This window comes from Acidibrevibacterium fodinaquatile (genome assembly GCF_003352165.1).
Classification (GTDB): Bacteria; Pseudomonadota; Alphaproteobacteria; order Acetobacterales; family Acetobacteraceae; genus Acidibrevibacterium; species Acidibrevibacterium fodinaquatile.
In genome coordinates this window covers 1585882-1605881 of sequence record NZ_CP029176.1, presented here as the reverse complement: position 1 = coordinate 1605881, position 20000 = coordinate 1585882, and the positions used below count along the sequence as shown (strand labels likewise).

Here is a 20000-nt window from a genome sequence, read left to right as displayed (position 1 = left end):
CTAATCGACGACGGCAAGCGTGCCGGCATAGAGCACCGGGCCGGTCGGCGCGCCGGTCGGCGAGCCGCCGCTCGGCTCGAGGCTGATCATGAGCTGGGTCGCAGGCCCCGCCCCCTCGGCCCGCACCACCCGGGTGCCCCGCGCCGGCAACACCCCGAGCGAGCGCGGCCGCGTCTCCCCCGCCGGCAATTCCCAGAGTTCGAGACTGCGATCAGCGGCGACGCTGAGCGGTGCCGCGCTGGTGATGGCGATCTCGCCATTGCCGATCATCATTGCCATGAAGACCGGCCCCTGGCCGCTCGCCGGCATCAAGGTGGCGACGGCGCGGGGGGCGTGAGTGGGCGGCGTGCGCCAAAGAAGGAGGCCGGCGAAGGCGGCGGCGAGCGCCAGGGCGCCGGCGGTGCTCGCCTGCCAGAGGCGAAGCCGGCGGCGAATCTGCGCGGCGGCGAGATCGCCCCGTTGCGGCGGCAGCGATTCGGCGATCCGCGGCCACAGTTCCGGTGGCGGCGCAACCTCGGGGAGCAGTTCGGCCAGCGGCGCGAGCCTTTGCTCCCAGGCCTGGATCGCCGCCGCCAGCGCCGGCTCGCGCGCCGCCCGCGCCACCACCGCCGCCGCGGTTTCAGCATCGAGGCAGCCGAGCACATATTCGCCGGCGAGGAGATCGGGATCGTCGTCGCTACCGCTCATGGGTCGAGGCACTTTTTCAGGGCGTGCAGCGCCCGCCGAATCCAGGATTTGATCGTCCCGAGCGGCTGTTTCGTCGCCGCGGCGAGATCCTGGTGCGAAAGCCCGTCGACGAAGGCGCGCAGAATGAGGCGCCGGCGATCTTCCTCAAGCGTTTCGAGGCAGCGCCGCAATGCCTTGCCGTCGCTGCTCGTGAGCAAAACCGCGAGAGGGTCCGGCGCCTCGTCCTCGATCTCGGGGACGGTGGCGCCGAGGGTCTCGCGGCCATGGCGGCGGATGAGATCGAGGGCGCGATAGCGCACCAGGCTGAGCAGCCAAGCCTCGGCATGGCCACGCGCGGCGTCGAACTGCCCGGCATTCCGCCAGAGTTGCAGGAAGGCGTCCTGCACGGCATCGGCGGCGAGCGCCGATTGCCGGGTGATGCGGAGGGCCACCGCATAGAGCCGGCGCGCCCGGCTATCATAGATTCGGCGAAACGCCGCCCGATCGCCGTGCGCGGTTGCGCGGATCAGCGCGGCGAGATCATCGCCGGGCGGATCGAGAGACGGATAGCCTGGCGTATCGGGCGCCGCAGCGGCGCTGGCAAAGGACATGGCCCAGCCTAGCGGAGGCCGGCGCGCGGCAGCAAGCGGCGTGCTGCGGCGCGCTTGCCGCCTTGGCTGCAAACGTCCGTTACAATAAGACCATCCCCCTATTGGCGGCGACGTGTCATAATACGATCTCATCGTGGTCATGAAGGACATACGTCACCGGGGCAGAAAACGATGCACCCGGGGGGAGAGTTTTTTTGAGGCCACTGGCTGGCGCCAGCGAGTGGAAAGCAGAGGTACGGAGCATGCGCGGAATGTTGAAGACGAAATGGGGATTTTGGCTCGCGGTCGGGCTCTTGATGACGCGCTCTTTCGCGGCGCCCGTGTGGGCCGCCGATCAGCCCTCGACGAGGCCCGCCTTGCCACCCGGCTATGGCGAGGTGAAGGTGGTCGTATTGGGGGTGACGGCGCCGTTTTTCACGTTTGGCCTTGTCAAACGATTTGAACAAATCCCCGGGGTCGAGCATGCCTCGTTCAACCTTCTGCGTGGCACTGCCGACGTGGTGCTAAAGCCCAGCGCCAATGTCAGCGACGATGATTTGCGCCGGGCCGTGCGCAACGCCTCCTACTCGATCGGATCGATCCAATGGGTCGCCCACCCCTCCGCCGTGGCCGCGGGAAACTGAGACGATGAGCGGTTTTTTTCTCTGGATTCGCCGTAGTGCGTGGCTTTCAGGGAGTTTACTCGGGCTGCTCGCGTTGGTTTGTCTCACTTTGCCGGCACACGCGCAGATCACCTTTCCCTCCGCCGCGCCGATTTCGGCCGGCAACGTCATCGTCCGCACGCAGCCCACCGTCACCGAGTATTCTGGCGGTCTGCAGAGCTTTTATGACGAAAACATCGTGCTTTATGGCGCTTCGCCCGACCTTGCCTTCATTCTCGAAAACAAGTCGATTGTCTCCAATTCCGGCAATATCGTCAGTAACGGCAAGACCGCCGCCTTCACCGCCACCGGCTTCGGCGATACCGTGCTCGATACCCGCTATAATCTTTATGAGGTGGACGGGGTCGGTTCGACCTTCCGCATCGCGCCTTATATCGGAATCGACATCCCAACCGGGATGGACAACGTCAACGGCGCGGTCCCACGCGATCTTCAGCCGGCCTCTGGCGAATGGGGCACGCGCGAGGCGTTGACCTCGTCGTGGCAGACATTGTTCTGGAATGCCCAGGCGCTCATCGGCTATCAAAACTACGCCGGCTCGGGTGGGTTTCAGACCGGCTCGTCGCTGCTCGCCGACGCCGCCTTCCATTATCTGATCTGGCCTTCCGATCTTGATCGCGAGGTGCCGGCGGAGGTGTTCGCCTCGTTGGAGACCAATTATTCGCTCGCCGCGGTCGATCGCATGAATGGCAGCGCGATTTCGGGCACGGGCGGGCAGCTCTGGACCGTCGATCCCGGCCTGCTCTACAGCTCGCCGACCTGGGGCGCGGCCTTCACCGCGCTTTTGCCGGTTTTGCAGCAATATCGCGGCCCCGGCGCGGCGCGTTATGATTACGGCTTCGAAGTGACGTTCCGCTATAGCTTCTTCACCTACCATCACTGGTAACGATCTCGTCTCGCCGTGCGGCGTCGGAACCGTGGCACTCTATGGCCTCGCCCCGGCGAATGCGTTGCGTCGCGGCTGCACCAGCGCGGCCGCTGCGCGCCGCAAACGGGCTTGGCGGCGGCGGCGCATTGCGGCAGAACGGCAAGAACAAGAAAAGGAGATCAGCCATGTCCTCCGCCCCTGATCCGCTGCGTCATTTCGAGACGTGGCTCGCCGAGGCAAGCGCGGGTGAGCCGAACGATCCCAATGCGATGACGCTGGCGACGGCGAGCAAAGCCGGCCGCCCCTCGGCGCGGATGGTGCTGCTCAAGGAGGCGGACCCGCGCGGCTTCGTCTTTTATACCAACCTCGAGAGCCGAAAGAGCCTGGAACTCATAGAAAACCCGCTGGCCGCGCTGCTCTTTCACTGGAAGAGCCTGCGCCGTCAGGTGCGCATCGAGGGGGCCGTCATCCCGGTCGCGCCGGAGGAGGCGGACGCCTATTTCGCGACCCGCCCGGCGCTGTCGCGGCTCGGCGCCTGGGCCTCGGATCAGTCCCGCCCTCTCCCCGATCGCACGGTGCTCGAGGCACGGCTGGAAGCGGCGAAGGCGCGCTTCCCCGACGAGGCGGCGATCCCGCGCCCGGGGCACTGGTCGGGCTGGCGGCTGGTCCCGGATCATTATGAATTCTGGCAGGATATGCCGTTTCGCCTGCACCGGCGCGAGGTTTATACCCGGCGCGGTGTCGGTTGGGAGATCAGCCAGCTTTATCCCTAAGGAACCTCTGAACAGCGCAATTTTTACCCCTGCATCTGTCGGGTGAACGGCATTCGGTTGGCTCACGCCTGAAATTCATGGTGATTTTCGGCTTTCCGAGGTTTCCAGCGCCGTTTTTCGGGATGCTGGACAGACTCCGCCCTCGAACCTCACCCGGCTGCCATCATCCGCCGCCAACCCCCGCTTTCGCCGCGATCGCACCCGGGTTACACTGATCGCGTCAGAAAATCAGCCGGCCAGCCGAATTCGGGGAGATGTCCAAAAAAATGCCGATCACGCGCCGCGCGCTGCTCGCAACCAGCGCCGCCCTTGCCACAAGCCCGCTTGCGCGCGCCCGCGCCGCCGGGGAAAACATCATCCGCATTGGCGTGCTCACCGACCTTTCCGGCCAGTATCGCGATAATTCCGGCCCGACCTCGGTGCTCGCGGCGCAGCAGGCCGTTGAGGATTTCCGGCCCGAGCAATACGGGTTCAAGGTCGAGATTCTCTCCGGCGATCATCGCCAGAAACCGGATATCGCCTCGGCGCTGGCGCGGGAATGGTATGATCGCGACGGCGTGGACGCGATCGCCGATCTCAACAATACCGCTGTCGCGCTCGCGGTGAACACAGTTTCCACCGAAAAAGACAAGGCGCAGCTCAATACCGGCCCGGCCTCGGGCGACCTCACCGGCAAATACTGCAACCCGAATATGGTGCATTTCGCACCCGACACCTGGTGCTTTTCACATTCCACCGGCACGGCGATCATGAAACAGGGCGGCGATAGCTGGTTTCTCGTGGTTGCTGACTACACATTCGGCCATGCGTTGGAGCAGAACATCTCAACGCTGGTCACCGGCGCCGGCGGCAAGGTTTTGGGCGCGGCGCGCTATCCCTTCCCCGGCACCACCGATTTCTCCTCCTATCTCTTGGAGGCGCAAACCTCTGGCGCCAAGGTGCTGGGGCTTTGCAACACCGGTGGCGACATGGAAAACTGCGTCAAGCAGGCGCGTGAATTCGGCCTCGCCAAACAGGGAATGAAGATCGCAGCCCTTCTTGGCTTCGTCACCGAAATCCATTCAATGGGCCTCGAGACGGCGCAAGGCTTGTTGGTCTCGGATACTTTCTACTGGGACACCAATGATCGGACCCGTGCCTTCACCGAGCGTTTCATCAAGATATCGCCGCATAATTATCCGAGCAGCCTGCATGCGAGCTGCTATGCCGGGGTGACACACTATCTCCGCGCCGTTGCCAAGCTCGGCGTTCCGGCGGCAAAGGGTTCCGGGCGCGCCGCGATCGCGGCGATGAAGGCGATCCCGACTGATGATGATTGCTTCGGCCACCAGCAAATCCGCCCCGATGGCCGCTTCATCACCCCGGTGTTCCTGATGGAGGCGAAGACGCCCGCCGAAAGCAAGATGCCCTGGGACGTGCTCAAAATCGTCGCCACCACGCCCGCCGATGAGGCCTTTCGCCCACTCGCCGAAAAAGCCTGCCCGATGCTAAAGAGCTGAGAAGCTGTCCCGGAATCACTCGACAACAAATTTTGAATTTGCGTCAATGCGTTGTCGCTTGATTGGGCGGAATTCGCGTTCCCACCGATCGCTGGATGGCAGCTGAGGGTTGCGTGATTTCAGTGGCTGCGATTCTCTCTGGTTTGCGAAGACCCAGAGGGCGCCTCAAGACTCCCCTCATTTTCACACTGCCCCGCAAGTCTTGGCGAAAACGGGTAGATCGGCGAGCATATCGACGAATTTCTGGACCAACGCGAGCAAACGAAGCTCTGGCGTGCTGGAACTCGCCATGCAACTCGGCAATGTGAGCAAGGCCTGCAAGATGATGGGCTACTCACGCGACAGTTTCTATCGCTTCAAGGACCTCTACGAGACCGGTGCGATGCAGCGGATGTCAGGTATGCCGCATGACTGTCATGTCTAACCTGAGTTTAACAGCCAGATCTCAAAACCTCTTGATCGTCAATGAGTTACGGGCGCGCGGCGGGGCCTTAGCACCACGTTTGCCGGGAGCGGGATGGTCAGGGGGTTGGCTGGGGAGCGGCGTTGCGGATGTTTGGCGGCAGTGCCACGCCAACGGCCTGGAACGCTTTGCCGGCGACGCCGGTCGCAGGGGTTCGCAGGATGAAGTGTTTGCCGTCCTGCTCGACCGCGATTTCCTGAAGGCGATCGAGATCGGCGAGCAGCACGCGCCATTCCGGTTTCATCTGCGCGGCTGCCAAGCGCTCTTCCAACTCTTTGCGCAACACGAGGGCCAAAAAACTACAAAACACATGGCCGCGGATCGCCGCATCGGTCTGGTGATAGATCGGCCGGGTCGCCAGCAGCGCCTTGGCCGAGCGGAACAGCTGCTCGATGACCAGGAGATCGCGGTAGCGGCGCATCACCGTGAGCGGCGACAGCTGGGTGTTGGTGCGCAGCACATAAAGCCCATCGTAGCGGGCCTCCTCGGCGACGCGGGCTTCATCGATGGCAAAGTGCTGCTGGTCGGGCGTCTTCAGGTAGCGCCGGTAGGCACTGTTGCCGACCAGTGACTTGTCCCCCTGTTTGAGCTTGGCGCGTAGGGCTGCGACGACGGCCGCACGGGTACGGGCCGCCTGTGCGGCTTCGGTGAGGTTGCGACAGACGATATAGCGGCGCTCACCGAGCATCACCGCCTTGGCTTCCAACTCGGTATCCGCCCGCCCCTGGTGGGGGATCACCAGGGGCACGCTTGGCGCTGGGTCGGCCAGCACCACATCGCGAACCTCCTTGGCGTTGCGTTCGCGCACGCCAAGGATGTATGCGAGGCCGCGCACCTCCAGGGCAGAGATGGTGTCGGCGCTGATCATGCCGCGATCGGCGACGACGCAGACCCGCTCGATGCCGAAACGGGCGCGCAGCCGATCGATCACCGGGATCAGCGTGGTCACGTCGGCGGTGTTGCCCGGCCACATCTCCGAACAGACCGGCCGTCCCTCCTGGTCAATGATGGCGCCGACGATCATCTGGGTCAGGTGCGGCCGATAGTCTTTGGAATGACCGCGCTCACCGAGCGTCTCGCCACCCGCACCCTCGAAATACAGCGCGGTGGTGTCCATGAACACCACCGAGAGATCGGTGAACAGCGAGCGCCGCCGGGCGAACAGCCGCTCCTCGACGAGGTCCTTGACGCAGCGCGCCACCAGGGTCCGATCCGCCTGCTCCGCCGCGGGCAATTCCTCGCCGAGCCAGGCCATGGCGCGGTAGAGATGATGCAGCCGCAGCGCGCCGACGCCGTCGATGCGGTAGTCCTCTCGCCACTGCTCACAGGCACGATCGGAGCCGGAGACCATCAGCCGGTGCAGCACGGTGAGGAAGACGGCGCGCTCGACAGAGAATTCAAAGCCGCGTCCGGCGAGCATCTCATGCAGCACCGCACCGCAGCCGGTGTCGCGCCACAACCGTTCGAACAGCAAGGGCGGTCCGATGCGTTTGCAGGTGGGAACCGGCGTCTCGCTTTGGTCGAGCAGGGAGAGGATCACCGAATGCTGTGCGAGACGCGCGGCGGATCGCGCCAGGCGGTCGAGGTCGCCGTTGCGTTCGATGTCTTCCTTACGGCCGAGATTGCGGATGATACGCTGCTTGGTCTTGCCATCCTCGCGGACGGTCTCGACTAGGTAGACGTAGGTGTAAGGACCAATGCGCTTTTCGCGGACGAACATGGCGCTAGCATTCAGGCTGGCGCCGATTCGTCAAGCATTAAAGTGCTATGATCGGAATAATTTAGCACCACGTCATTTGGCAGAGCGGCGCCTCGTCAGAAAAACTTAGTCTAAATCAATGGCTTATTATTCCCCCGCAGGAACGGATGCCGGTCTACTGTTAAACTCTGGTCTAAGGGTGGGACTCAGTAAGGCAACAAGATCAGCGCGCCGCTGGTGCGGCGCGATTCGAGGTCTTGATGAGCCATCGCCGCCTCGACCAGGGGGTAGCGGCGCGGCGCGGAGGGCGTCAGGATGCCTTGGCGCAGTGCCGTGAACAGGCGGGCGACATGCGGTGCCAATCGTGCCGGTGTGTCGGTATAATGTCCGTAATTGGGCCGCGACAGGGTCACCGACTTGGCGGCGAGCGCACCGATATCCTGTTCCCCGATCGCGCCGGAAGCCTGGCCAAAGCTGACGATATGGCCGCGTGGCGCGAGCGCCGCGATCGAACCCGCAAACGTATCAGCACCAACCGCATCATAGATGACATCGACGCCCTGCCCGGCGGTCAGCCGCGACACCGATTCGGCGAAATCCTCACGTGTGTAGATGATGACATGATCAGCGCCGAGTCGCGTCACCAGTTGCGCCTTCTCCATGTTGGAGACGGTGGCGAACACCGTCGCCCCGAGATGCCGCGCCCATTGCACGAGGAACTGGCCAACGCCACCGGCCGCGGCGTGGATCAACACCCGCTCTCCCCGCCGGACGACATGGACCTCATGCAACAGAAAACTCGCCGTGACCCCTTTGAGCAGCACCGCGGCGGCAAGATCATCGGCGATATCGTCGGCGAGGCGGATCAGCAAATCCGCCGCCATGTTGCGCCGCTCGCTATAGGCACCAACCGGAGGGCAGGCATAGGCGACGCGATCGCCGGGACGAAGATCTGCAACCCCCTCGCCGACCGCCTCGATCACCCCGGCGGCCTCCATCCCTGGCACGCCCGGCGGTGTTAGCAACGTGAAATAGCCAGTACGGCAATAGACATCGATGAAATTGACGCCGATCGCGGTGTGCCGCACCCTGACCTCGCCGCTGGCCGGCGCTGGCAGCGTGATGTCGCGCAGGCGAAGCACCTCCGGCCCGCCATACCGCTCGACGACGATCGCCTTAGTGGTGACGCCGTGGCCGGAGGCGCCGGCTCCGTTCCACCGCCGGCCGGTGACCGAGCCCCCCTCCCCCACGCTCGCCGCCGCCACACTGACGCGCCGTGACGTCACGGCTGTTGCCAACCGCATCCCCGCCGGCACGACGCCGCCCGCATCAGGTGCGCCGAGATAGGCACGAATGGCGGCGAAGCCGGCGCGCTGGATCTCGTCGCGCACCAGAGAGACGAGTTCGTCATGCCGCGCCGCCGGCGGGGTGAACTCGGCGCACCACTCCCAGAACGTCTCGTCGCCATCGGTCACCGGCTGTAGCCGTAGGTTTGCGACATAGCCCATCAGCGGCAGCGGCGCCTCAAGAAGGCAATAGCTCAGCCGATGCTCGACGTCCGACAGCGACAGTAATTGTTCGCGCAAAATCCCGCCTGCCGCCAGACGAAAACGCCTGACCGCGCCGACCATGTCGGCCGGGGCATTATCCTCGATGGTGCTCGTCGAAACTGCCGGGTGCCAACGATCGTGGCCATTGAAATCACGCAGAAGACGCCAAACCTCTGCGATCGGCGCGGCGATGATCGTGCTTTGCCGGACCACAACCATCGGCGTGGCTCAGCGTCTGAAGCGCTGTTTGAGCGCGTCGAACGCCGCTTGGAAAACGCCGGCGCCGATCTGTTGGATAAGCGCCGCCTCGCGCTCCGGTGCGCATTCAAATTCCGCTTCCCACGCGGCGAAGGTCATGTCGCCGTCGGTCACCGGCGTTAGCGACAGCTTGGCGACGTAGTTCCGCACCCCCATCGGGCTTTCCAAAATGGCATAGGTGCAGGAGAGATCGTAATCCGACAGCGCCAACAACCGTTCGCGGATGACGCCGCCATCACGAAGACGGAAATTACGGATGCAGCCGATCTGATCAGGCGGGGCGTTGTGCTCGATGCGGCTTTCTGCGACGAACGGCGTCCAATCGGGGAGCGCGTTGAAATTGCGCACGACCCGCCAGACCTCGGCGGCCGGTGCAGGGATAACGGCAGAAACATAAACCTTGGTCATGACGATCCCGCTGCGCTGGCCTTCATCGGTCGCGCCCACGATCGTCGTCTTGCTCGTCATGCGCGCGCGTAACTTTGCCTGCTGGCGTTCTATCGCGCGTCAGACTTGAGATATCCTTGGCGTCGCGGAGCACATCGGTCAGCCGCCCGAGCGAGCCTCCCTCGATGCCGATCTCCTTCATCAGGTTGTCAATCATCGGCGCTTGGATACGATAACGCAGCGCCGAATCGATCACTTCATCGGTGACGTTGCGCCCACCCCCACCCCCAGCGCCAACGCCATTCAAGCCATCGATATGAAGGATTTTGATACCCTCTATCTTTTCCATCGGCTTGACACTTTCGCGCACGATCGCCTCGAGACGGTCGAGCAGCTTACCACGGAGCCGCCCGGCACGCGCCTCGCCGGTGAGGAGGTTTTCCGCTTCATTGATCAGGCGCTGACCTTCGGCTTCGACCTCGTAACGCTGCGCCGCCGCCAAAACACGAATTTTTTCGGCTTCCGCCTCTGCCTCGGCGGTGATCTTGCGTGCCTCGGCGAGACTGCGGGCGGCACGCATCTCCGCCTCCGCCGCCGCCGTGACGCGCAACGCCTCACTCTGAACCTCGCGTTGCGTGGCAATGAGATCGGTGAGTTTACGCCGCTCGGCGATTTCGCGTTCGCGCGTCGTGAAGGTACGCTCCTCGGCCGCCACCGCATCAGCACGCGCGACCTCTGCCGCGACCAGCGCCGTCGAGCGTTCCTCCGTCTTGCGCGCGAGATCGATCGCTTTCTGGATCTCGGTCAATTCAACATTGAGATGGCATTCGATAGCAAGCTTGCGCAGATCCCGGTCTTTGACCAGCTTCGCTTCCTCGACACCACGCTCGGTCGCGATACGCGTCCGCTCGATTTCCTCAGCAGCAGCGATTTCAGCTTCCTCGAAAGCCTGCCGGTTGGCGATTTGCAAGCTGTTCAAATGTCGCTCACGCGCCAGACGCACTTCATCGATGGCACGCTCCTGCTGGATGCGCTCAGCTTCAGTCTGCTGATTGGCGATGATTTCCGCGCGACGCCGCTCGGCTTCAGCCCGCGTGAAATCGAGGGTTTTCTCGGCAAGCGCGATCTGGCGCTCGAGTTCGACGATCTCGAGGGCGCGCTTACGTTGGATCTCGAGCTCGCTCTGGGCGCGTTCCCGCTCGATCCGCGCTTTCTCCAATGCGAAGCCGAGGGCGATCTGTTCACGTTCCGTTTGCTCGCGCGTTTTCATTTCCGCTTCGTCGAGCGCCCGGCGGCGGGCGATCTCATGCCGCTGCGCCTCTTCCTCGGTACGGATTCGCGCTTCGGTGAGAGTACGCTCCTGTGCGAGCCGTGCCATCTCCACCGCCTCACGGGCGATGAGCTGCGCCTCTTCGGCTTCCTGATCACGCGCCGCGCGCTCTTTGACGAGCACGGCCCGCTGCTCTGCACGGCGGATCTCGACCTCACGCTCCTGCTCCAGCCGCGCATATTCGGCATCACGATCGATCTCAAGCACTTTGCGTTGGGTATCGAGATTCTGATTACGGATATCGACCAGGGTGCGCTGCTCGATTTCGTTGCGCATGCGCCGACGAAGCTCGATCGTTTCGGTGAGCTGGGTCAGACCCTCGGCATCAAAGGCATTGGATGGATCGAAATAATCGAGGCTGGTTTGATCGAGATCGACGATCGCCACAGTCTCCAGTTCCAGCCCGTTGACGGCGAGCGTCGCGGCCGCCAAGTGTTGCACGGCCTCGGCGTATTCGCCGCGCCGCTCATGCATCTCCTCGAGTGTCATGCGTGCGGCGACCGTGCGCATCGCGGCCGCGAACTTGCCCTCCAAGATCTCACGCAGACCCTCTGGCTCAAGCGTTCGCCCTCCGAGCGTCTGCGCCGCGGCGGCCACGAGTTGCGGCGAAGCGCCGACACGAACGAAAAATTCCGCAATCAGATCAACCCGCATCCTGTTCTTGGTGATCAATGCCGCTTGCTGATCGCGGCGAACCTCGATCCGCATCACGTTCATATTGACGGGCGTGATCTCGTGCAAAACAGGAATGACGAAAGCGCCGCCGTTGACCACCACTCGCTCACCGAGAAAGCCGGTTCGAACGAATGCGATCCCCTTCGTGGAGCGCCGATAGAGCCAGCGCAGGACATAGACCCCGACGACGATGAGAATCGCGACGAGGACCAGCCAGAGAACAATATTGCCGAAAATTTGTGCGGCCATGAGTTTTTGCCCCTCCGTAATGGTCAGCCGAAGGCGACCGACTTGAATTTGCGTGTTTGTTCCGTCAGCGCTCGCTCCGTCGGCAGCCGTTCCATCGAGGAGGCTCCATAAAACCCATGGCAATGACGGCAATTATGGAAAATATAGGCAACGTCGTCGGGTTCGGCGACAGGGCCGCCATGGACGAGGATGATCGCGTCCCGGTTGACCTTGAACGCCGCCTCCGCCCATTCATCGACCAGCGCCGGGACATGTTTGAGCGTGATCGCCGTTTCTGCACCGATCACCCCGCCGGTGGTGAGCCCCATATGGCAGACTATGACGTCAGCGCCAGCCTTGGCCATCGCCGTCGCCTCGTCGGCGTTGAAGACGTAGGGGGTTGTCAGCAAATCCTTCTCGTGAGCACGCCGAATGAGATCGACCTCAAGGCCGTAGGACATGCCAGTCTCCTCGAGATTGGAACGAAATATGCCGTCGATCAGACCGACAGTCGGAAAATTCTGCACGCCGGCAATCCCCATTGCCTTGAGTTCGTCAAGGAACATGTCGAACAGGCAGAATGGATCGGTGCCATTGACGCCGGCAAGAACCGGCGTTTTCTCGACCACCGGCACGATTTCACGCGCCATTTCGCGGACGATCTCATTGGCATTGCCGTAGGCGAGCAGACCAGAGAGCGAACCGCGCCCCGCCATGCGATAGCGGCCGGAATTATAAATCACGATGAGATCGATCCCACCCTTCTCCTCACATTTCGCGGACAATCCCGTGCCAGCACCACCGCCGACAATCGGCACACGCCGGCGCTTCATATCTTGGAAATTCTGAACGAGGACGGTGCGTTGAAAGCGCGGCATTCAGGCCCTCCTTTGCAATTTCGGCGCGATCGCCCGAAACGATGCAATCACCGCATCCGCGAACGCCGGCTCATTGATATTGCACGCAACACGTTCGACGCGCCGCGACGGCGAGGGAAGGACGGATTTTTCGATGGCCTCGAACAAGGCGGCATCCGCTTCCGGATCATAAAAAGGCTGCCCTGGCGCGTCGAGCAACGAGACCCCGCCCTCGGGCAACAGGAACCGCACCGGGCCAGCCATCCGGTTGAGACGCGCACCGATCCATTCGCCAAAGGCGCGGTTTTCATCACGCGTCGTTCGCATCAAGGTAACGTTCGGATTATGGATGACAAATTTACGGCCGCGAAATTTCTCCGGCACGGTCTCACGCGGCCCGAAATTGACCATATCGAGCGCTCCCACCGAGCCGACATAGGGCATTCCGGTACGAATAGCGGAGCCGAAACGGTCTTGATCGGCGGGGAAGACGCCGCCCACAATCATGTCGGCGATTTCGGTGGTCGTGAGATCAAGCATGGCAACCAGGAGACGCGAGTCAGCAAGCCTCTCCATCGCCCGCCCGCCAATGCCGGTCGCATGAAAAACCAGACAGTCATAATCCCGCTCGAGCTTGCGCGATATCGCCTGAACGAGCGGCGTCGTCACCCCGAACATGGTGATGCCCAGTGCCGGGCGCGCGTGCTTGCGCCTAGCCTCCCGCGCCTCGGCGGTAGGCAATTGCGCGATCATCCCGGCGAGCGCATGGGCGGCGTTGCCCAGAACCCGCTCTGTAATCGAATTCAGCCCCTGTATGTCGGCCACCGAGGGGAGCATCATAATGTCGGTGCCACCAACATAGTGCGCGACATCACCGGCGGCGACCGTCGAGACCATGAGCTTCGGCACGCCGATGGGGAGCACACGCATCCCAGCGGTGGCAAGGGTGGTGCCGCCCGAGCCGCCCGCCGAGATGATCCCACCGATGTCGGGCTCACGCACGATCCAGCGCGCAAAAGCTTCGGCCATAGCGGTGACCGCGGCGCCACGATCCCCCGACATGACCGCATCCGCACCGCGCGGATGGAAGCTTGCGACCTCGAGTGCCGTCACATCCGCCGGCGTCGCCTTGCCCGTTGTCGAGAGATCGACCTGCCGGGTCCGCAAGCCGAGTGCCTTCAGCCGCTCGGCGATGAAACGCAATTCCTTGCCCTTGGTGTCAAACGTGCCAACGACGAGCGCGGTGCGGCCAACGCGCTCACCGACTGGCTGCGCAAAAACCGCCTCCGGCGCCGCGGTGCTTTCGCTTTTAGCCCACGTTTGCGCCGCCGCAGCTGTATCCGGGGCCAGGGGCACCCGCCAGCGATTAGGGAGGCGCGTCACAGGTCGAAAGTCGTTGCCCTCAGTCGGCGCGCCCTCCTCCGCCCCGTTCACGCCACTGCGCTCGATGCGATAGACGGCGGCCAAGTGCTGCTCCGCCTCGATACTTGCTTTTGGGTTTTGCGGTTCTTCCTCGACGTTACGACCGACGCCGAGCAAACGTTGCTGCAAGCCTCGATCAGCAGCCAGCGCGCTCGCGGCCATGATCCGGTTGACGCGGCCGTTGACCATGATCGCCACGTGATCGGAGACCGCGGTCGCGACACCGATATTCTGCTCGATCACGAGGATCGCCATCTCGTCCGCTTCGGCAAGCGTCACCAGGAGTCGCTCGACCTGAGTGACGATGTTCGGGGCCAAGCCTTCCGTTGGTTCGTCCATAACGAGCAATTTCGGATCGCTGAGCAAAGCGCGGGCGATCGCCAACATTTGCTGCTCGCCGCCGGAAAGTTGTGATCCACCATGGTTGCGCCGCTCAGCAAGACGTGGAAATGTCTGATAGATGCGCGCTGCCGTCCACATCGCATCGCGTCTATTGCCCGCGGCGAGACGCAAATGCTCATCAACCGAAAGACTAGGCCAGCAGCGCCGCCCCTGCGGCACATAACCGACACCGAGACGATGGATCTCGTAAGGCTCGAGAGCAACGATTTCGCGGCCATGAACACGAATGCTGCCCGTGCGGGCCCGTTTGAGCCCGGTGATGGCATTGCAAAGCGTGCTCTTCCCCATCCCATTGCGACCGACGACCGAGAGCACGCCGCGCTCCAGCGTCAATGACACACCCTGAATCGCGTGGCTTTCCCCGTAATACACGTGAAGATCATCGACCTTTAGCGCTGCTGGTGGCGGATGCGTCGATCTCGTCGGGCGCTCAACCATGCCTGCCCCCGAGATAGATATCTTGTACTTCGGGATCATTCTCGATTTCCTCGGGAGTGCCCTCCTTGAACAGCCGCCCGTTATGCATCATCGAAACATAGTCGGTCACGCGCAATGCGACATCAAGGTCATGCTCGATGATGATATAACCGATATGCTTTGGTAAAGTCTTGAGAATGACAACAAGGTCACGACGTTCGCTCGGCGACAGGCCAGCGGCAGGCTCATCGAACAGGATGAAGCGCGGCGCCCCGGCGAGCGCGAGGGCAACCTCAAGCTGGCGTTGCTGGCCGTGGCTCAGGGTCGAAACCAGACGGTCGCGATCATCATCGAGGTGAACCGCGTTGATGATCGAGTGCGCCTGCATGACATTGATATCCATCGCACCCGGCCGGCGCAGGGAAAAGCGCCGTCGCGATACGCCACGGCACGCAAGAAACACACTGTCGAGCACACTTAATCCGCTGAAAAGCTGTGAGATTTGGTAAGTTCGCCGAAGGCCGCGGCGGATACGCTCATGCGTCGGCAGGTCGGAAATGTCTTCGCCGAAAAACCGGATGCGGCCGGCCGTGAGCGGAAATTCACCAGTGATGGCATTGAACAATGTCGTTTTACCGGCGCCGTTCGAGCCCAATACCGCGCGCCGCTCGCCCGCCATGATCCGCATCGTGATCCCCGAGAGCGCCGCCAACGCACCGAAATGACGCGTCACGCCTTCCAACTCCAACGCATGCGCGCCAGCGCCGTGAAGACGGTCTGCGATCGAAGTTTCGGCCATTAGCGATCGCCTCGTGGTCAGATCACGTCACGGGCAGGACGGGTTATCACGCCCGACTTTGCCAAGCTTCAGGAATTCGTCGCGCGGGATACCGAGGGTTTGATTGACCTGCGGCTCGATCTTGATGAGTTTATTAAACAGCGTCCCATCCGGCAGTTTCACGACCTCGGTCAGAAAGATATCGGCAATGGCGTTACGATTGGCGTCGAGCGATACTTTTCCCGTCGGCGTCTCGAAGGTAAGCGTAGAAAGCGTCGCTCGCAGCCTTTTGCCCCCGTCAGAGACGTCATCTCCGATCTCCTGAAGCCCAAGCAAAGCTGCCTTCATGTTGATATAATAGGCGTGTGCGAAGAGCGATGGCACCGGGAAGGCACCGGATTGCTTTTTATAGGCATCGACGAAGGCTTTCCATTGCGGGCTCGGATTGCTGTCAGCGGTGGGGCCGGCCGAGGGAGTCCCGATAAGCACGTCATGGATCTTACCCTTCGAAGTGAGCACAGTTTGATCGACGGTTATCGAGCCACCGATCAACGGGGCCTTACCACCCGCCTGTTCGTACTGGGTCAGAAAATTGACCGCATCGGCGCCACCGAGCGCGACATAGATCGCATCAACGTCTTCCGGGATTGCGGCGATCACCGAGGAATAATCCTTGGTCCCGATCGGAACCCACGCCTTCGCTGGCACATGACCGCCAGCCTTACAAAACTCGGCCATGAAGCCGAAAACCTGGGTATAGGGAAAGGAATAATCCTCCGCGACGATGGCAACCCGCTTATAACCTTTCTGCCCGAACGCATAGTCGCCGAGCCCGGCCATCCACTGCGCGCCATCCGTCGAGAAGCGGAAGAAATTGGGCGCAGGATCACGCAGGGTAGTATCTTGTGCCGCCGAGGAACCATTGAGAAAGGTGACATCCGGCTTGGTCTTGGCGTAATCCTTGATCGCGAGACCCTCATCACCGGAGAGCGGGCCGACCAAAACCTTCACTCCGTCCTGTTCGACGAGTTTGCGCGCCGCCCGCACTGCGCTATCTGGCGAAGCGTCTGATGAACCCTTAATGATTTCTATTTTCTTGCCACCAACCATGCCGTGAAATTCATCGACGGCGGTCATCGCGCCACGCATTCCATCCTCACCGAGAACAGTGAACGCGCCCTCAAACGTCGCCAGGACACCGATCTTGACGGTATCCTCAGCGAACGCCAGTTCTGGCGCAACAAGCAGGCCGGCCAGTGCCAGCGCAAAACATGTTCGTCTCGTCATCCGTCTCTCTCCCCTCTCCTTTGGTTGTTGAAACAAGGGCCGCGCGCCACAGATCGACGCGCAAACCGTTTTTTAAGGCGTACGCAATTTCACCTTCTCCCACAAGCCAAGAACGCCATCGGGAGACACGAAAACAATCACCAGAAAAATGAGTCCGATGAGCGTATTGTAGCGTTCGGCGCCGACGATATCGATGGCAAACGTCTGGATCAGAACGACGACGACCGCACCCACGAATGGACCGATTGGGTGACGAATGCCGCCGATGACGGCAATAACCAAAACATTGATCGCGGCGCTGACGTTGATCGTCCCTGGCGAAATACGACCATTGAACCAGACTAGCAAAACGCCGGCCAATCCCGCGATCAGCCCGGCATAAAAATAGGCCAACACCTTATGCCGCGTCACGTCATAGCCGAGGGCGCGCATGCGTCGAGCGTTGTCACGCACCGCCTGCAAGGTGAGCCCGTAGGCCGAACGTGAGGCGTAGAGCACTGCGGCATAAGAGAGCGCGGCACAGCCGAGACAAAGATAATAGAATGGCATCGGGTCACGCCAATTGATGTCCCAGAATTTCGGCGCGTCGATCCCCGCGAATCCAGAATGTCCATTGAATAAAGCGTAGTTTTGCTGCGTGAAATAGAAAAAACCGGTCGCGATTGCGAGGGTGATCATGATGGTATAGATGCCCTCGGTGCGGTTGGAGATCATCCCGATAAGGGCTGAAACCAGCGCGGCGAACAGCACAGCAAACGGCACCAAAATCCAGAATGGCCATCCGAAACCATGCACTCCGGTATGGTTCAACCCGAAGATCGCGACCGTGTAGCCAGCGATACCGGCGATCGAGATGGGCGCCATGCTGACCATGCCGCCATAGCCGGCGAGCATCATCAAGGACAGTGCCACCATTCCCCAGATCAACGAATAGGCCGCGATTTGGATGAGAAAAAACTCGGACGCAATCGCCGGATAGACGAGAAGGAGAGCGCCGAGCACGATATGGCCGACACCGACTCGCTCGAGAAGGGCCACGTCCCCGCGCGGCCGGACAGCGTCTAGCAGCCCGCTCATCGCGCGCGCCCCAGGATTCCTCGCGGCCGGAAGGCCAGCACCGCCACCATGATAACAAAAGTGAGAACCACACCGTATGTCGGAAAATAGACCAGGCCGATTTGCTCAGCGAGGCCGATGAGCAACGCACCGATGGCGGCACCGGTAATCGAACCCATGCCGCCGACGATCACCACCACGAGCGAGGCCAAGAGATAGCGCACATCCTCGCCCGGCGCGACCGACAGCACCGAGCCACCGATCGTACCCGCGAAACCGGCGAGTCCAGCACCAACCGCGAACACTATCGCGAAGACGGCATGTACATTGACGCCGGATGCCGAGAGCATGGCCCGGTCGTCGACACCCGCGCGGATCATCATGCCGACCCGGGTGCGATTGAGCATGAACCATAATCCGATGCCGATAACGATCGCTGCCGCGAGAACGACGAGACGAAAAAGCGTATAGCGCAGGAATACTGGCACGCCGTTTGAACGCACCGCGGTGATAATCGGCAAGGTTACGGCGCCGTCAAGCCAGTTCGGTATCGGAATCTGATATGTCGCGCCGGTCCATATCGCGAGCATGAGGTCGGCGGCCACGATTGAGATACCAAGCGTCACCAGTGTTTGGCGGAGATCATCGCCCTCGAGGCGGCGGAAAACAAAAACCTGCATGCCAACGCCGATTATCGCCAAACCGGCAAACCCGGCAGCAACGCCGAGCAACCAGTACCCGGTACGGGTCGTGACCTCGTAGCCAATATAGGCGCCGAGGAGGTAGAGCGATCCATGCGCGAGATTGACGTTGCGCATCAGCCCGAAGACGAGGGTGAATCCGCTCGCTACCAAGAAATAGAGGCCCGAGAGAGTAAGCCCGTTCAATATCGCACTGACGAAGGCTTTCTTTGAGATGAGCACGCCCGCAAGCCATGTTGGCCACACAGAGAAAATCAGCCACGCAAGCGCGGCCACGAGCACGAGCACAACCAGAATCCATACCTGTCGCGAACTCATGGCACTGCCGCCGAAAGGCGCCGTGGCGCGCGCTTCGCCTGATGCGCTCATGCGACCAGCCGACGACGCTGCTCGTTCATGCGCGGCATTTTGTGAAAATTACCACCTTTCATGATCGCGAGAATTCGGCTTCTATCCTGCAGAATGCGCACATCGGCGAGCGGGTCGCCGTCGATGAGGAGAATATCGGCAAGATAGCCTTCTTTGATCAACCCAAGCTCATCGGCCATACCCATGATCTCGCCGCCATATTTCGTCGCCGCCTGAATCGCCTCCATTGGCGAGAAGCCAAGCATTTCAACGAAAGTCTGAATATCCTTGGCGTTGGTTCCCTGTGGCGTCCAGGCAAAGCCGTAATCACCGCCGATGCAGATGCGAATGCCACGGCGATGCATTTTTTTCATGCTCTCGACGCATGCTTCGAGCTCGCGCTCATAGGCAATGGTGATCGGCGAACCCGGCTTAATGCCCCAGGCCGCCGCGTGCCGCGCAGTATTAATCAGCCATGCGATTCCTGGCGCAACGAAATGCCGATCTTTCGCCGCCTCAAGCATGTCGAGCGCTTCTTCATCAACAAATGAAGCGTGATAGATATTCTGAATACCGTGACGGATGCACTGCTTGACTGAACCTGACGAGCGCGCATGCGCGGCTAGGATTTTGCCGCGTCGGCGCGCCTCCTCTGCCGCCATCGCCACCTCTTCCTCGGCCATCGGCGTTTCCTCGGCGCCCATGCCGGTAAGCGATTCGCCAGAAAGATTGAGCTTGATGGTGTCCACGCCATATTTGATTAGCGTGCGCACCGTGCGGCGTATTTCTTCTGGGCCCGATACAACGAGCCCAAGATTGAGGCCAGGATGCGGAATATGCGAGGGCGCGGCGTCACCGAGCCCGCCGACGGTGGTGATTTCCGGCCCCGCCGCGAGGTAGCGCGGCCCTGGGAAGCGCCCTTCATTGATGAAGCGCTTGGCAACGACGTCTAGCCGAGGCTTGGCTGCTGCGGCGCCACGCCCGCCAGTGAAGCCGCTATCAAGCACTAGTGCTTTGAACCAAACAGAGGATTCACAACGGGGCTGATTTGTGAGATTCTGTG

17 protein-coding genes and 1 pseudogene are annotated in these 20000 nt (G+C 61.9%); 5 read left to right on the top strand and 13 right to left on the bottom strand.

The genetic code is table 11. The features are described 5' to 3' along the window. Complete coding sequence (locus DEF76_RS07765) at positions 1-687, bottom strand: anti-sigma factor (RefSeq protein WP_114911842.1); 687 nt, start codon at positions 685-687, stop codon at positions 1-3. Beyond that, entirely contained in the window at positions 684-1277 is a 594-nt protein-coding gene (locus DEF76_RS07760; protein WP_114911841.1) for a sigma-70 family RNA polymerase sigma factor, read from the bottom strand. The genes DEF76_RS07765 and DEF76_RS07760 overlap by 4 nt, the downstream gene beginning before the upstream one ends. A gap of 242 nt (positions 1278-1519) precedes the next feature. Between DEF76_RS07760 and DEF76_RS07755 the strand changes: the two genes are divergently transcribed. From DEF76_RS07755 to DEF76_RS20170, 5 genes and pseudogenes are all read left to right on the top strand, one after another. Then, positions 1520-1900 (top strand): hypothetical protein, encoded by a 381-nt coding sequence (locus DEF76_RS07755; RefSeq protein ID WP_162800545.1) that lies wholly within the window; start codon positions 1520-1522, stop codon positions 1898-1900. 4 nt (positions 1901-1904) lie between these two features. Then, positions 1905-2825, top strand: a complete 921-nt coding sequence (locus DEF76_RS07750; protein ID WP_114911839.1) for a hypothetical protein — start codon at positions 1905-1907, stop codon at positions 2823-2825. 128 nt (positions 2826-2953) lie between these two features. Continuing rightward, positions 2954-3580 carry a pyridoxamine 5'-phosphate oxidase gene (pdxH, locus tag DEF76_RS07745; RefSeq protein ID WP_408842832.1) on the top strand — a complete coding sequence of 209 codons (627 nt, stop codon included), beginning with the start codon at positions 2954-2956 and terminating at the stop codon, positions 3578-3580. A gap of 266 nt (positions 3581-3846) precedes the next feature. Next, on the top strand, positions 3847-5079 hold the full coding sequence (locus DEF76_RS07740; protein ID WP_114913740.1) for an ABC transporter substrate-binding protein: 1233 nt from the start codon (positions 3847-3849) through the stop codon (positions 5077-5079). A 229-nt stretch (positions 5080-5308) separates the two neighbouring features. Further along, positions 5309-5476: pseudogene (locus DEF76_RS20170) on the top strand (helix-turn-helix domain-containing protein); the annotation flags it as partial. Between the two features lie 124 nt (positions 5477-5600). Here the strand turns inward: DEF76_RS20170 and DEF76_RS07730 are convergent. From DEF76_RS07730 to DEF76_RS07680, 11 genes are all read right to left on the bottom strand, one after another. After that, on the bottom strand, positions 5601-7262 hold the full coding sequence (locus DEF76_RS07730; RefSeq protein ID WP_114911838.1) for an IS1634 family transposase: 1662 nt from the start codon (positions 7260-7262) through the stop codon (positions 5601-5603). A gap of 185 nt (positions 7263-7447) precedes the next feature. Further along, entirely contained in the window at positions 7448-9010 is a 1563-nt protein-coding gene (locus tag DEF76_RS07725; protein ID WP_114911837.1) for a zinc-binding dehydrogenase, read from the bottom strand. A 9-nt stretch (positions 9011-9019) separates the two neighbouring features. Next, positions 9020-9496 (bottom strand): SRPBCC family protein, encoded by a 477-nt coding sequence (locus DEF76_RS07720; protein ID WP_205216142.1) that lies wholly within the window; start codon positions 9494-9496, stop codon positions 9020-9022. After that, the gene (locus tag DEF76_RS07715) at positions 9480-11690 is read right to left on the bottom strand and encodes a flotillin family protein (RefSeq protein WP_114911836.1); all 2211 of its coding nucleotides are present in this window, start codon (positions 11688-11690) and stop codon (positions 9480-9482) included. Before DEF76_RS07715 ends, DEF76_RS07720 begins: the two co-directional genes overlap by 17 nt. Positions 11691-11713: 23 nt before the next feature. Beyond that, positions 11714-12547: a phosphoenolpyruvate hydrolase family protein gene (locus DEF76_RS07710; protein ID WP_114911835.1), complete on the bottom strand. Its 834-nt coding sequence runs from the start codon at positions 12545-12547 to the stop codon at positions 11714-11716. Further along, entirely contained in the window at positions 12548-14722 is a 2175-nt protein-coding gene (locus tag DEF76_RS07705; protein WP_240319139.1) for an ABC transporter permease, read from the bottom strand. Positions 14723-14780: 58 nt separating this feature from the next. Next, a complete protein-coding gene (locus DEF76_RS07700) occupies positions 14781-15566 on the bottom strand; it encodes an ABC transporter ATP-binding protein (RefSeq protein ID WP_114911833.1) in 786 nt (261 codons plus the stop codon). Between the two features lie 27 nt (positions 15567-15593). After that, positions 15594-16832 carry an ABC transporter substrate-binding protein gene (locus tag DEF76_RS07695; RefSeq protein WP_114911832.1) on the bottom strand — a complete coding sequence of 413 codons (1239 nt, stop codon included), beginning with the start codon at positions 16830-16832 and terminating at the stop codon, positions 15594-15596. A gap of 72 nt (positions 16833-16904) precedes the next feature. Then, on the bottom strand, positions 16905-17909 hold the full coding sequence (locus tag DEF76_RS07690) for a branched-chain amino acid ABC transporter permease (protein ID WP_114911831.1): 1005 nt from the start codon (positions 17907-17909) through the stop codon (positions 16905-16907). Beyond that, on the bottom strand, positions 17906-18958 hold the full coding sequence (locus tag DEF76_RS07685) for a branched-chain amino acid ABC transporter permease (protein WP_114911830.1): 1053 nt from the start codon (positions 18956-18958) through the stop codon (positions 17906-17908). Before DEF76_RS07685 ends, DEF76_RS07690 begins: the two co-directional genes overlap by 4 nt. Next, complete coding sequence (locus DEF76_RS07680; protein ID WP_240319138.1) at positions 18955-19944, bottom strand: amidohydrolase family protein; 990 nt, start codon at positions 19942-19944, stop codon at positions 18955-18957. Before DEF76_RS07680 ends, DEF76_RS07685 begins: the two co-directional genes overlap by 4 nt. Positions 19945-20000 lie beyond the last annotated feature (56 nt).